Origin of the sequence: Ensifer sp. ENS03 (genome assembly GCF_014852035.1) — a bacterium.
Classification (GTDB): domain Bacteria; phylum Pseudomonadota; class Alphaproteobacteria; order Rhizobiales; family Rhizobiaceae; genus Ensifer; species Ensifer adhaerens.
Window position 1 is genome coordinate 82,799 of the sequence record NZ_JACVAV010000001.1, and the last position, 13,088, is coordinate 95,886.

Annotated in this window: 13 protein-coding genes; 6 read left to right on the forward strand and 7 right to left on the reverse strand. The window is 64.1% G+C overall.

Annotated elements, in window-relative coordinates; genetic code table 11:
* Position 1: 1 nt before the first annotated feature.
* The 3 genes from IB263_RS00390 to IB263_RS00400 all read right to left on the reverse strand — a co-directional run bounded on the left by IB263_RS00390 (position 2) and on the right by IB263_RS00400 (position 3,508).
* The gene (locus IB263_RS00390; RefSeq protein WP_034804869.1) at positions 2-952 is read right to left on the reverse strand and encodes a carbohydrate ABC transporter permease; all 951 of its coding nucleotides are present in this window, start codon (positions 950-952) and stop codon (positions 2-4) included.
* Between the two features lie 342 nt (positions 953-1,294).
* Complete coding sequence (locus tag IB263_RS00395) at positions 1,295-2,554, reverse strand: ABC transporter substrate-binding protein (RefSeq protein ID WP_034804866.1); 1,260 nt, start codon at positions 2,552-2,554, stop codon at positions 1,295-1,297.
* A gap of 57 nt (positions 2,555-2,611) precedes the next feature.
* Positions 2,612-3,508, reverse strand: a complete 897-nt coding sequence (locus IB263_RS00400; protein ID WP_060609505.1) for an N-acetylmuramic acid 6-phosphate etherase — start codon at positions 3,506-3,508, stop codon at positions 2,612-2,614.
* Positions 3,509-3,706: 198 nt separating this feature from the next.
* On the opposite strand from IB263_RS00400, the gene IB263_RS00405 reads away from it, so the two are divergent.
* Genes IB263_RS00405 through nagA form a run of 4 tightly spaced genes read left to right on the forward strand, consistent with a single transcriptional unit; the run spans position 3,707 to position 7,565 of the window.
* On the forward strand, positions 3,707-4,591 hold the full coding sequence (locus IB263_RS00405) for an N-acetylglucosamine kinase (protein ID WP_060519464.1): 885 nt from the start codon (positions 3,707-3,709) through the stop codon (positions 4,589-4,591).
* Complete coding sequence (locus tag IB263_RS00410; RefSeq protein ID WP_034804855.1) at positions 4,588-5,352, forward strand: GntR family transcriptional regulator; 765 nt, start codon at positions 4,588-4,590, stop codon at positions 5,350-5,352. The genes IB263_RS00405 and IB263_RS00410 overlap by 4 nt, the downstream gene beginning before the upstream one ends.
* 33 nt (positions 5,353-5,385) lie before the next feature.
* Entirely contained in the window at positions 5,386-6,408 is a 1,023-nt protein-coding gene (locus IB263_RS00415) for an SIS domain-containing protein (protein ID WP_043626593.1), read from the forward strand.
* Positions 6,405-7,565, forward strand: a complete 1,161-nt coding sequence (nagA, locus tag IB263_RS00420) for an N-acetylglucosamine-6-phosphate deacetylase (protein ID WP_060519466.1) — start codon at positions 6,405-6,407, stop codon at positions 7,563-7,565. The genes IB263_RS00415 and nagA overlap by 4 nt, the downstream gene beginning before the upstream one ends.
* 86 nt (positions 7,566-7,651) lie before the next feature.
* Here the strand turns inward: nagA and IB263_RS00425 are convergent, their stop codons facing one another.
* The 3 genes from IB263_RS00425 to IB263_RS00435 are packed head-to-tail and all read right to left on the reverse strand — an operon-like array spanning position 7,652 to position 10,652.
* Positions 7,652-8,386: a copper homeostasis protein CutC gene (locus IB263_RS00425; RefSeq protein WP_034804846.1), complete on the reverse strand. Its 735-nt coding sequence runs from the start codon at positions 8,384-8,386 to the stop codon at positions 7,652-7,654.
* On the reverse strand, positions 8,383-9,294 hold the full coding sequence (locus IB263_RS00430; protein ID WP_034804842.1) for an ROK family protein: 912 nt from the start codon (positions 9,292-9,294) through the stop codon (positions 8,383-8,385). The genes IB263_RS00425 and IB263_RS00430 overlap by 4 nt, the downstream gene beginning before the upstream one ends.
* Positions 9,291-10,652, reverse strand: coding sequence for an amidase (locus IB263_RS00435; RefSeq protein WP_034804840.1), 1,362 nt, complete (start codon positions 10,650-10,652; stop codon positions 9,291-9,293). The genes IB263_RS00430 and IB263_RS00435 overlap by 4 nt, the downstream gene beginning before the upstream one ends.
* A 194-nt stretch (positions 10,653-10,846) precedes the next feature.
* On the opposite strand from IB263_RS00435, the gene IB263_RS00440 reads away from it, so the two are divergent.
* Together IB263_RS00440 and IB263_RS00445 are read left to right on the forward strand one after the other, a co-directional pair.
* Positions 10,847-11,578, forward strand: a complete 732-nt coding sequence (locus IB263_RS00440; RefSeq protein WP_192437346.1) for a sulfate transporter family protein — start codon at positions 10,847-10,849, stop codon at positions 11,576-11,578.
* Between the two features lie 75 nt (positions 11,579-11,653).
* Positions 11,654-11,863 carry a SlyX family protein gene (locus IB263_RS00445; protein ID WP_034804834.1) on the forward strand — a complete coding sequence of 70 codons (210 nt, stop codon included), beginning with the start codon at positions 11,654-11,656 and terminating at the stop codon, positions 11,861-11,863.
* An 84-nt stretch (positions 11,864-11,947) separates the two neighbouring features.
* Here IB263_RS00445 and IB263_RS00450 read toward each other — a convergent pair whose 3' ends face one another.
* Entirely contained in the window at positions 11,948-12,940 is a 993-nt protein-coding gene (locus IB263_RS00450; RefSeq protein WP_034804831.1) for a BMP family protein, read from the reverse strand.
* Positions 12,941-13,088 lie beyond the last annotated feature (148 nt).

Below are 13,088 nucleotides of genomic sequence, written 5' to 3' on the forward strand. Positions count from 1 at the left end.
CTCAGAACTGGTAGCGGCGCATGCGGCGCTGAATGACGAAGAGGTAGAGCGAGACGCCGGCGAGGATGATGAGGAACATCACCGTGGCGATCGTCGCGCCCATCGAGCGGTCGCCGAGCTGCAGCTGGAAACCGAAGAAGGTGCGGTAGAGCAGCGTACCGAGAATGTCGGTCGAGCCGTCGGGACCGGCAAGCGCGCCCTGCACCGTGTAGACCAGGTCGAAGGCGTTGAAGTTGCCGACGAAGGTCAGGATCGAGATGATGCCGATGGCCGGCAGGATCAGCGGCAGCTTGATCTTCCAGAACTGGCTCCAGCCGGTGACGCCGTCGCATTCGGCAGCCTCGATCACCTCATCCGGAATGTTGAGCAGGGCGGCATAGATCAGCATCATCGGGATGCCGACATATTGCCAGACCGAGATCAGCGACACGGTGATGAGCGCCGAGCCCGGCTTGCCGAGCCAGGGGGCAAACAGCGACTTCAGGCCGACGAGGTCGAGCATGCCGGGTGCCACGCCCCAGATCGGCGACAGGATCAGCTTCCAGATGAAGCCGACGATCACGAAGGAGAGCAGCGTCGGCAGGAAGATCGCCGTGCGGTAAAAGGTGACGAAGCGCAGCTTCGGGATCGACAACATGGCGGCGAGCGCAACGCCGATCGGGTTCTGCACGCACATGTGGATGATGAAGAAGATGACGTTGTTCTTCAGCGCATTCCAGAAGTCGTGCGCCCAGCGCTCTTCGCCAAACAGCGTCTGGAAATTCGCAAGGCCGACAAAGGTCGACTGGCCGTCGACCGTGTTGAACAGCGAAAGCCTGAGCGTCTCGATCAACGGCAGGATCATCACCGCCGAATAGACCAGGAAGGCCGGCAGCAGGAAGACGAGGATGTGCCAGCGTTTCGGCCGCCTTGCGGTCGGCTGTCCCTCTTGCACTGAAAGAGCGTCACTCATGGATCCATCCGTTTCTAGAAGACCGGTCCCCAGACAATCATGATGCGCACCGGCGCCACGCGGCCGGTCGCGCCGCATGCCGTCTGCCCCTTTATCGAGGGCTCATGACGAAGGTTAAGTCTATCGCGTTCTTTTGCAAACGACTGCGTCGGTGGCCTCCCACTGTGGGAGGCCGGTGACGCTTCGGCTGGGGGAGTGCCGTCATTCGGCATGTCGCCCCGCCCGGTCCCTACGGCATCCTTAAATCCATCCGGCTAAAGGTGCTCTATGCACGTCCAGAACGTGCGGCGCTGTAGGGCCGACCCTCCCCAAGAAGGGGAGGGAACCTGTTGCGCTTACGTCTTACTTCGCCGGCTTGTACCAGGCGTCGAGGCCCTTCTGCAGCTTCTCGGCGGCAACCTCAGGCGTATCCGTGCCGTTGATCACGTTGGCCGATTCGACCCAGGTCTCATTTTCCAGGCTCGGGGTGCCGCGTGCCAGGATCTGGTAGGTCGAGCGGATCGTCGGCTTGCACTTTTCGCGCCAGGAGACGAATTCCTGGGCGAGCGGATCGGTCATCTTCACCGGGGTCGAGTTGAGGCTGAAGAAGCCCGGCAGTGCGTTGGCGTAGATGTCGGCGAACTCAGGCGAAGCAACCCAGGTCAGGAAGGTCTTGGCCTGCTCGGCATGTGCGCTCTTGGCATTGAGGCCGATACCGATGTCGTTGTGGTCCGAAATGTAGCAGGTGTCGCCAGCGTTTTTGACCGGCGGCGGGAAGGCGCCCATCTTGAACTGAGCCTGGGTGTTGAACAGGCCGATCTCCCACGAGCCGGCCGGATAGATCGCGGCGCGGCCGAGCGTGAAGAGGTTCTGGCTGTCCGGGTAGGTCTGGGCTTCGAAGCCGTCGCCGAGATAATCCTTCCACTTGGCAAGAACGCGGTAGGGCTCGACCCACGGCTCGTCGGTCAGCTTCTGCTCGCCCTTGATCAGCGCGGCGCGGCCTTCCTCACCCTTCCAGTAGTTCGGGCCGATGTTCTGGTAACCCATGGTTGCGGCTTCCCAGAGATCCTTGGTGCCCATCGCCATCGGGATGTAGTTGCCGTCGGCCTTGATCTTGTCGAGGGCAGCGAAGAATTCCGCTTCCGTCGTCGGGATCTGGATGCCGAGCTGGTCGAAGGCGTCCTTGTTGTAGATGAAGCCGTGGATGACCGATGCCATAGGCACGCAGAAGGTGGCCTTGCCGTCGTCGGTGGTCCAGGCGGACTTGGCTACCGGCGAGAAGTTTTCCATGCCCGGCAGGCTCGTCAGGTCGGCGAGGTGCTTCTTGTTGTAAAGTTCGAGCGAGACGTCGAACGGACGGCAGGTGACGAGGTCGCCTGCGGAGCCGGCGTCGAGCTTGGCGTTGAGCGCGGCATTGTATTCGGTCGGTGCCATCGGGGCGAACTTGACCTTGATGCCCGGGTTCTTGGCTTCGAAGGCCGGGATCAGCTTTTCCTGCCAGATCGCCAGGTCGTCGTTGCGCCAGCTTTCGATGGTCAGCGTCACGTCCTCGGCGTGCGCCAGCCCGGCCGTGCCGAGAATGCTCGACGCAAGCAGCAGGCCCTTGATAGTCGTACGGGTCATTCAGCTTCTCCCTCTTATGTTGCGCCGTTTTGGCGCGGTTTGAATCCCAGGCTTATGTCAGGCCGTGACGATATCGATCGCCCGGCGCAGGTTCTGTCTGGCCTCTTTCAGTGCCGCCTCCGCGACCGAAACGTCCTTCGCGCCAGAGGCGAGAAGGATTGCGACCTTGACCGAGCCGGAGGCCATGTTGATCAGCCGGCCGGCCTCGCCAGCGCCGATGCCGGTAATGTCGGTAACGATGCGGATTGCGCGGCCGTGCAGCTTGATATTGTCGGCGCGCAGGTTGACCATGTGGCCGTCGAGGACGTGCCCGAGTTGAATGCCGACCAGCGTCGAGAACATGTTGAAGGCGATCTTCTGCGCGGTACCGGCACCCATGCGCGTCGAACCGGAAACCACTTCCGGGGGCGTCTGCAGAAGGATCGAAACGTCGGCGTCCTTGAACAGCGCCGCACCAGGATTGTTGGCGACAGCGATCACCTTGGCGCCCAGCTTGCGGGCCTCGTCGGCCGCGGCGAGCGCGTAAGGGGTGGAGCCGCTGGCGGAAACGGAAACAAGGCAGTCGCCCGCGCCGATGCCGGCCTTGCGGACGTCGTTGCGGGCAAGGTCCATGTCGTCTTCATAGCCGCCCGCAAGGTCGCTCAGGCTGGCGGTGCCGCCGGCAAGCAGAACGACGATCTGGTCCTGGGGAATGCCGTAGGTGCCGGGCAGTTCGAGCGCATCGGCCATGGCCATCAGGCCGGAACTGCCAGCGCCCGCATAGGCGAGACGCCGGCCGGATGCGAGGGATTCGGCCGCGAGCGATGCGGCAGCCGCAATCGACTCGATCGCCGCGTCGACGGCCTTGGCGGCCGCCTGCTGGCCGGACGCGAGCAGCCGGAGCGCCAGCGCCGGATGCATAAGATCCAGGCCCTTGGCGTTGTCGTGGCGCTCTTCGGTCTTGGCTGACGGCATGGGTTGTATCTCCTCTTGGTCAAATTAATGCCAAAAAAATACCAATTGTCCAGCAGAATTTAAGTTTTGACGTCTTAAAAAACTAAACAGCTAAATTAGCCCTTGAATTTCAACGTATTGCAACGAAAACGAAACTGCAGACGGATTCAGGCTTGGTTATTGGTATTTTTTTGGTATCCTCAATGGGCGGAGGTACTCATGACAAATTACCTGATCGGAATCGATGGCGGCGGAACGAGCTGCCGGGCTGCTGTGGCATCGGCGGACGGGCGCATTCTCGGGCGCGGCAAGGCGGGTGCGGCCAATATCCTGACAGACCCGGAAACCGCGCTTGCCAATATCGGTGAGGCCGCACGCGCCGCCTTTATGGAAGCGGGCCTTGATCCCCAGGGCATAACCGCTGCCAAGGCGATCGTCGGTGTCGCCGGGCACAATGTCGGCGACGCCGTGCATTATGTTAAGCGCCGCCTGCCGTTCGCCGCAGCCGATATCGAATCCGATGGCTTGATTGCCCTTCAGGGCGCGCTCGGCAATCGTGACGGTGCGGTCGCTATTCTCGGTACCGGCAGCATCTATATCCTTCGCCAGGGCGAAACCGTCAGCTATGTCGGCGGCTGGGGCTTCACCATCGGCGACCATGGCAGCGGTGCACGCATCGGCCATGCGCTTCTGCAGGAAAGCCTGCTTGCCTTCGACAATATTCATGAAGCCTCGGCGGTCACCGACAGCGTCCTTGCCGAATTCAACAACGAGGCGCGCGACGTCGTCGATTTCGCCCGCCTCGCCAAGCCCGGGGAATTCGGCCGCTATGCGCCGCGTGTTTTCGAAGGCGCCGCCGCCGGCGACCCGGTTGCCGTGCGCATCCTGAAAGCCGCTGCCCTCACAGTGGATGAGGCGCTTGATGTCGTCGTTGCAAGAGGCTGCGAAAGATTGTGCCTTCTTGGCGGATTGGCGCCGCTCTATCGCCCCTGGCTTGCCGATCGGCATCAGGCCCTGCTCGTCGAGGCGGAAGCCGACGCGCTGACCGGATCGGTCGCCGTTGCCGCCCAGCGTTTCGGCACCCAGGCGAGGGCAGGCGCATGACGCACCAGCTCGCTTCCATTCTGCCGCTCGAGGGTCTGCAGTCCGGAGGGTCGGGGCCGCTCTATCTCAAGCTTCGGCAATCGCTCGAAGACGCGATCCAGTCGGGCAAGTTGAACCACGGCGACGCTCTGCCGCCCGAGCGTGATCTTGCCGACTACGCCAACATCAGCCGCGTCACCGTGCGCAAGGCGGTGGACGATCTCGTGCGCGACGGCCTGCTGGTTCGCCGCCACGGCTCCGGCACCTTCGTCGTCAAGCCGGTCTCCAAGGTGCAGCAGTCGCTCTCGCGGCTGACCTCGTTCACGGAAGACATGGCGCGCCGCGGCCTGAACACCCATGCCCGCTGGCTGGAGCGCGGCCTGTTTCACCCCTCTCCGGATGAGATGATGGCGCTCGGCCTTCCGGCCGACGCGCTGGTTGCCCGGCTCGGGCGCCTGCGCATCGCCGACGACATGCCGCTTGCCATCGAGCGCGCCAGCATTTCGGCGGAGTTCCTGCCGGACCCGCAGGCCGTCACCTCGTCTCTCTATACTGCGCTCGACAAGACCCGCTCGCGACCGGTTCGCGCCGTGCAGCGCATCTCCGCCTGCAACATCAAGGATCCGGATGCCTCGATGCTCGGCGTCGCCGTCGGTTCGGCCGGCCTTTCCATCGAACGTGTCTCCTATCTCGCATCGGGACGCGTCGTCGAATTCACCCGCTCGCTCTACCGGGGCGATGCCTATGACTTTGTCGCGGAACTGACGCTGTCGGAATCCTAAAAGCGACGGCTCCGCCAAGAAAGGGAATTGACCATGCAGACCAATATGCGCCGAGAAATCGACGAGATCCCCGAAGCCGCCCAGCGTCTGCTGGAACGCTCCGCCGACCAGCTCAAGGCGGCCGGCGCCGCACTGCGCGCCAAGGATCCGGCCTTCCTCGTCACTATCGCCCGCGGCTCCTCCGACCATGCGGCGCTGTTCCTCAAATATGCGATCGAGCTGCAAGCCGGCGTGCCCGTCGCTTCGCTCGGCCCGTCGCTCGCCTCGATCTACGGTGCCAAGCTGAAGCTCGGCGGTGCCGCGGCGATCGCGATTTCGCAGTCGGGCAAGAGCCCGGATATCGTCGCCATGGCAAAGGCTGCGACCGATGCCGGCGCGGTCTCGATCGCGCTCACCAACACGCTGCCGTCGCCGATTTCAGAGGCCTGCACCAACCCGCTCGACATCTTGGCCGGTCCGGAAATCGCCGTTGCCGCCACGAAGTCATACGTCAATTCGATCGTCGCCGGCCTTGCCGTGCTCGGCGAATGGACCGGCGACGCTGCACTTCAGCGCGCGGTCGCCGACCTGCCGAACCAGTTTGCCAAGGCCGTGAAGCTCGACTGGCAGGCCTTTGCCGACGATCTCGGCGAAGCCGAATCGCTCTATGTGCTTGGCCGCGGCCCGGCGCTCGCCATCGCCAGCGAAGCGGCGCTGAAGTTCAAGGAAACCTCCGGCATGCATGCGGAAGCCTATTCGGCGGCCGAAGTGCTGCACGGACCGGTGGCGCTCGTCGGCGCCAAGTTCCCGGTGCTGACGCTTGCAGCCCGTGATGCGGCCGAGACGTCGGTTGCCGGCATTGCCGACGGTATGGCGGAAAAGGGCGCGGTGGTTCATGCTACCTCGAACCTCGCCGCCAAGGCCAAGCGCCTGCCGTTCGTCGAGACCGGTCACCCGATCACCGACGCGCTGACGCTGATCCTGCCGTTCTACGGTTTCGTCGAGGCCTGGTCGCGTTCGCGCGGTCTCAATCCCGATGCGCCGGCAAGCCTCAAGAAGGTAACGGAGACGAGATGAGCGAGAGGAAGGCAATCACCGGCGCCCGCCTGTTCGACGGCGTCGAATGGCACGACGGCTGCGCCCTCGTCATCGAAGCTGGTCGCGTCAAGGCGATCGTGGCGTCGGCCGACATTCCCGCCGGCGCCGAACGGATCGATGCCCACGGCATGCTGCTGGTGCCGGGTTTCATCGACCTGCAGGTCAACGGCGGCGGTGGTGCGCTTCTGAACGAGGAGCCGACCGTCGAAGGCATCCGGCAGATCTGCTCGGCCCATGCCAAGTTCGGCACCACGGCGCTTCTGCCGACGCTGATCACCGATACGCGCGAAATCCGAAGCGCCACCATCAAGGCCGGCCTTGAGGCAAAGGCGGCCGGTGTGCCCGGTTTCCTCGGGCTGCATCTCGAAGGCCCGCATCTTTCGGTCGCGCGCAAGGGTGCTCATGATCCGAAACTGATCCGGTCGATGGACGATGCCGATCTCGCCGAAATGCTCGATTGCGCCAAGGCGCTCGGTGTCCTGATGGTGACTGTGGCGCCGGAAAACGCCACCAGGGAGCAGGTAAAGGCGCTCGCCGATGCCGGTGCCGTCGTCAGCCTCGGCCACACGGATGTCGGCTATGAAACTGCGGTCGCCTACGCCAAGGCGGGTGCACGTACCGTCACTCACCTCTTCAATGCCATGAGCGGTCTCGGCCATCGCGAGCCGGGCGTGGTCGGTGCTGCGCTTGCCACCGGCACGCTGCATGCGGGCCTGATTGCCGACGGCTATCACGTCGAGCCGGCGTCGATGGGCGTGGCGCTGCGCGCCAAGGTGGGGCCGGGCCAGATCTTTCTCGTCACGGACGCGATGTCGCCGATCGGCACCGACATGAAGAGCTTCCAGCTCAATGGCCGCGAAATCCTGCGCGAAGGTGGCCGCTTGACGCTTGCCGACGGCACGCTTGCCGGCGCCGACATCGACATGCTGTCTTCGGTGCGCTTCGTGCACGAGAAGCTTGGCCTCCCGGTCGAGGAAGCCCTTCGCATGGCGTCCGCCTATCCGGCCGATGCCATGGGGCTTGCCACTCACAAGGGACGGCTGAAGCCCGGAGCGGACGCCGATTTCGTGTTGCTCACGCCTGAACTCGGCATGGGCTCCACCTGGATTGGCGGCGACCAAGTCTACGCAGCCTGATTGCCGCTTACGAGAAGATTTGACAAGAAGACCCGGAAAGCGCTCCGCTCTCCGGGTCTTTCCTATGAGGGAAGGAAAGGCGCCGATCAGCGCGGGCTGCGGGCCGCAAGCTTCACCTTCATCGCCCGCACCGTCTCCGGATCGGTGCGGCGCCGATCGGAAGAAACGAACCCCATATCGACCAAGCGTGGATCCTGAGCCGGCTCACTAATCGAGCAGGAGGAGTGCACCTCGCTGACCGTGAGGTGATCGAGCAGAGCGTCGACCGTCTTCAGCGTGACGCCGGATCCCGGCATGATCGACAGCCTGGCCTTGGCAAGGCCGATGATTTCGCTAAGGCGGTCGATCGCCTGCGGCGCGCTCCTGGCCCCGCCTGAGGTGAGAATGCGCTCGAAGCCAAGGTCGACTGCGATTTCCATCGCCTCGGCGAAATCCGGGACGAGGTCGAAGGCCCGGTGCAGCGTCATGCCGAGTCCGGCCGCATGGCCGCTGAGCTTGGTGAGCATCGACGTGTCGAGCCGGCCATCGGCAAGCGAGGCGCCGAGCACGACGCCGGCCAGACCGGCATCCCGCACCGCGTCGATATCGCGGCGCATCGCGTCGAGGTCAGCGGTTGAGAAAATGAAGTCGCCGGGCCGCGGCCGGATCATCGCGTAGACGGGCACTCGTGGCGGGCCAGCCAGCGCCATAAGGCCGGGATTGGGCGTGAGGCCACCGACGGAAAGGGCGGCGCAAAGCTCGATCCGGTCGGCGCCGCCTTCGATGGCCGCGTAAAGCCCGTCGGCATCGTCGACGCAGACTTCGAGTTTGATGTCGCTCATGCCTTGTCTCCTGAAAGCCCGAGCAGCGCCGCGCCGATGAGGCCGGGCTCGATCCGGCATTCGCCGCGCACAACCAACGGCCGGTCGAACCGCCGCAGAATCCGGCTACGCACCGCCTTGTCGATCTCGGCGAGCAGTTCCTCGGCATTGGAAAGGCCGCCGCCGACGGGCACGATCGTCGCACCCGTGATGTTGATGACGAGCGCCAGCGGTGAGCTGACGAGATCGACGAGCAGGTCGACCGTGCGTTTCGCCTCGGCGTCGCCAACCTTCCAGGCCTCGATGATCTCGTGGCTCGAAAGCGTCTTGCCATGGGCCGTCTGGTGCAGCCGTTCCAGCCCGCGGGCGCCGCCGACGGTATCGACGCAGCGCTTCTGGCCGCAGCCGCAGGCATAGGCGGGAATCGCCATTGGTGGATCCCCGGCCTCCGACGCGATCGCCGGGCCATGGCCCCATTCGCCGGCGAATCCGCCATCGGCATTGATCAGCCGGCCGTCGATGACAAGGCCGCCGCCGACCCCGGTGCCGAGGATGGCACCAAAGACGATGCGATGACCGCGCCCTGCACCCGCTCCGGCCTCGGCCAGCGCAAAACAGTCGGCGTCATTGGCGATCTTCACCGGCAGATGCAGCGCCGCCTCGAGTTCAGCAACCAGTTCGAGCCCGTCGATGCAGGGAATGTTGGCGCATTTGATGCGCCGCGTCTCGGGATCGATCACGCCGGTGATCGAGATCGCCACGCAGTCCGGGTGTCCGCCCGCTTCGTCCAGAACCGATTCGAGCGCCTGCACGAACTGGCGGAAATTGGTAAGCGGCGTGGTTCGGCGCGGCAACGGAAAGATCCGGTCGCGCGAATGCACGATCGCGCCTTTGATTGCAGAGCCGCCGATATCGAAACAGACGATCATGCCTCACCCCGGATGATCGCCTCGGCCGAAAGCGCCACCGAAAGCAGCCGGTCGTCCTGGTGATGCGGGGCCGCAAGCTGGAAGCCGACCGGCATTTCCGCCGCCCCGAGCCCGCAAGGAATGGAGATGCCGCAGAAATCCAGGAAGTTGCCGATCGAGGTGTTGCGCAGCGTCTTGCCGTTGATCTTGAAGAACAGCTCGTCGTCTTCGAGAAGCGGCGCGATCGGCGGGGCGACATGGGGCAGCGTCGGGTGGGCGATGAGTTCGTTCGGCTTCAGACTTTCGACCGTCTCGTGGATCAGCTGGTCGCGCGCGTCGAGGAGAGCGATGTAGTCGGGCATGGAGATCTTCTCGCCGAGCCGCGTGCGGGCGACGACGCGTGGATCCATCGCGTTGGCCTCCGGCCCGGCCAGACGCTCGCGGTGCAGCGCATAGGCCTCCGCCGTCACCAGGGCGCCGTGGCGGGCCATCAGCCCGAACACGGCCGAGAAGGATGGAAAAGCGCGGCGGCTGACGGCAACGCCCGCCTTCTCGAGCCGCTTGATCGCGTCCTCGAAGGCCTCGACGACTTCCGGCTCCGCATCGTCGAACACCACTGTTTCCGGGATCACCAGCGCGATGCTCGAGAGGTCGGCGCGGCGCACGGTCGGCGCCGTCAGCCCGTGCATGGCGGCGTCCACCCAGACGGCATCCTGTACCGTGTGGCAGAGTGGCCCGAGCGAATCGAGGCTTTCAGCCAGCGGAAAAATGCCCTTCATCGCATAGCGGCCGCGCGTCGCCTTGTAGCCGACGATGCCGGTGAAGGCTGCGGGAATGCGGACAGATCCGCCGGTGTCGGTACCGATGGCCGCCGGCACCAGTCCGGCCGCAACCGCGACCGCCGAGCCCGACGACGAGCCGCCGGGAATGCGCTCGACGTCGGTGGCCGCCGGGTTGCGCGGCGTGCCGTAGTGCGGGTTGAGGCCAAGGCCGGAGAAGGCGAATTCACTAAGGTTGGTGCGACCGACACTGACCATGCCGGCGGCGGAAACGGCGGCGACCACAGGCGCGTCGCTCGTTGCCGGCGCGTTCGTCCGAAGCACGGCCGAGCCGGCGGTCGTAACGTTGCCGGCGGTGTCGAACAGGTCCTTCCAGGCGACCGGCAGGCCGTCGAGCAGACCGAGCGACCGCCCGGCCCTCAGACGCTTCGAGGCAGCCTCCGCATCCCGCGTCGCGCGCTCCGGCGTCAGCTCGACAAAGATGGCGTAATCGCCGTGTGCGTCGATCGCCGCATAGGTTTCCTTGGCGAGCTCCACCGGATCCAGCTTGCCGCTCTGCACCAGCACTGAAAGGCTGGCGAGTGTCTTTTGTTCTGTCATGTCATCCTCCGCGGAGCGCTGCTGCCGGCATCCCGTATCTCTACAATATCGCCGCTCCCGGCGTTTTCCATGCTTCCCTTAGACGAGGCGCATGAATCTTGCATAAAGACGGGTGCCTGCCGGGACCATCTTGTCGCCGGTAGCGCCTCTGCCTACATGCACCATCGAACCTTGGCCCATGCTGGAGAGCGATGATGATCCTGGACGCGGCGCGACTGTCGCTTGCCAATCTGTTTGCACCCGAGACCCGATCGGTCTTCTGGAAGGTGCTGGGCCTGACGATCCTTGCGCTTGTCGCCCTGTGGTTTGCGGTGCGCGAAGTGTTCATCTGGCTCGCCTTGCCCTGGATCGACACGCTGATGCCGGGCACGCCCGTCTGGGCCGGCTGGCTGACCTTCGTGCTCGGCATCTTCGCAAGCCTTGGCCTGGCCCTGGCGCTCGCCCTGCTTCTTGCGCCCGTCACCGCACTGATCGCCGGCTTCTTCCTCGACGACGTCGCCGACGTCATCGAGAAGCGTGACTATCCGAACGAGCCCCCGGGACGGCCGCTGCCGCTCGGCGAGGCGGTTGCCGGCTCACTGAAGTTCCTGGGCGTCGTGATCCTCGGCAACCTCTTGGCGCTGGTGCTGCTGCTCGTTCCGGGCGTCAATCTCGTCGCCTTCTTCCTGGTCAACGGTTATCTGCTCGGTCGCGAATTCTTCGAGTTTGCGGCGATGCGCTATCGCGCGCCGGCGGAAGCGCGGCTCTTCCGGGAAAAGCACCGCTCGACCGTCTTTCTCGCGGGTCTACTGCTCGCGGGCTTCCTGGCTGTGCCCTTCGTCAACCTTTTGACGCCGCTCTTTGCCGCCGGCCTGATGGTGCACCTGTACAAGCGTCTTTCGGCTAGGGATCCCGGGTTCTCGCTGCGTGTGGCGGCGAAGGCATAAGGCCTTGCTTGACATAAGGCCGGCTGTGGCCAATCTGCCGGCAAACGGCGCCGCGCGCCCATGGAGTTTGCAAGAATGAGCAACACCGACGAACGGATCACCCGCCTCGAGGAGACCGTGGCCCATCAAGCCAAGACCATCGAGGAGCTTTCCGATCAGCTTGCCGAGCAATGGAAGGTGGTCGAGCAGGCGCGCGCCAAGCTCGACCGGCTGACAGAAAGGTTCCTGACGCTCGAAGAGCAGTCTCTCGACGCGCCGGCAATCACGAAGCCGCCGCATTACTGATCGCCGCGCTCACGTCAGGACAAGCAAAAAAATGGCCGCCGGTCCAATGAACCGGCGGCCTTTTTCATGACGCAAGCGCTGCTCTTAGTAAGGGCAGGACTCGTCGCTCATGTAGTCGTGAACCTGGACCTTGCCGGCAATGATTTCGGCTTTCACCTTTTCCACCGCGTCGAGCATCTCGGGCGTGATCAGCGCCTTGTTGTTGTCGTCGAGCGCGTAGCCGACGCCGTCTTCCTTGAGGCCGAGGTTGGAAATGCCGAATTCGAACTTGTCGTTCTTGGCTGCCGTGAAGGCTTCGTAGACGGCGACGTCGACGCGCTTCAGCATCGAGGTCAGGACCTTGCCCGGCTGCAGGGCGTTCTGGTTGCTATCGACGCCGATGCCGAGCTTGCCCGCATCTGCGGCTGCCTGCAGAACGCCGACACCGGTGCCGCCGGCTGCGTGGTAGACGACATCCGAGCCCTGGTCGATCTGGGACTTGGCGATTTCGCCGCCCTTGACCGGGTCGTTCCAGGCGTCCGGCGTCGTGCCGGTGTAGGCTTCCAGAACCTTGACGTCAGCGCCGGTCGACTTGGCGCCGCCAACGTAGCCACAGGCGAACTTGTGGATCAGCGGAACGTCCATGCCGCCGACGAAGCTGACGGTCTTCGACTTGGAAGCGAGACCGGCGAGAACGCCGACGAGGTAGGAGCCTTCCTGTTCCTTGAAGACGACCGACTTGACGTTCGGCTTCTCGACGACCATGTCGATGATCGCGAACTTGATATCCGGATATTCCGGCGCGATCTTCTCGAGCGAAGCCGCCCAGTTGAAGCCGGCCATGACGATCGGGCTGTTGCCGTCGCTGGCGAAGCGGCGCAGCGCCTGTTCGCGCTGGGCATCGTTGGCGATTTCGAACTCGCGGTATTCGACGCCCGATTCCGTCTTGAACTTCTCGGCGCCGTTAAAGGCAGCCTCGTTGAAGGATTTGTCGAACTTGCCGCCGAGATCGTAGATGATCGCCGGCTTGATGTCGGCGGCCAGTGCCGTGGCGGACATCATCGAAAAGGCAAAAAGACCGAGAATTGTTTTTTTCATCGTGCAGCCCTGTTGTCGCTATTGATCTTATTGGGTCCTCCCGCCGGCTCCCTGACGGAAGCCTGTCTGCGGGACCCACCCCCTTCTCCTTGGGGCTAGGGTGGCGCATCCTTGCACGGTCACGGCAAAAAAACACTCAAAATTTTTC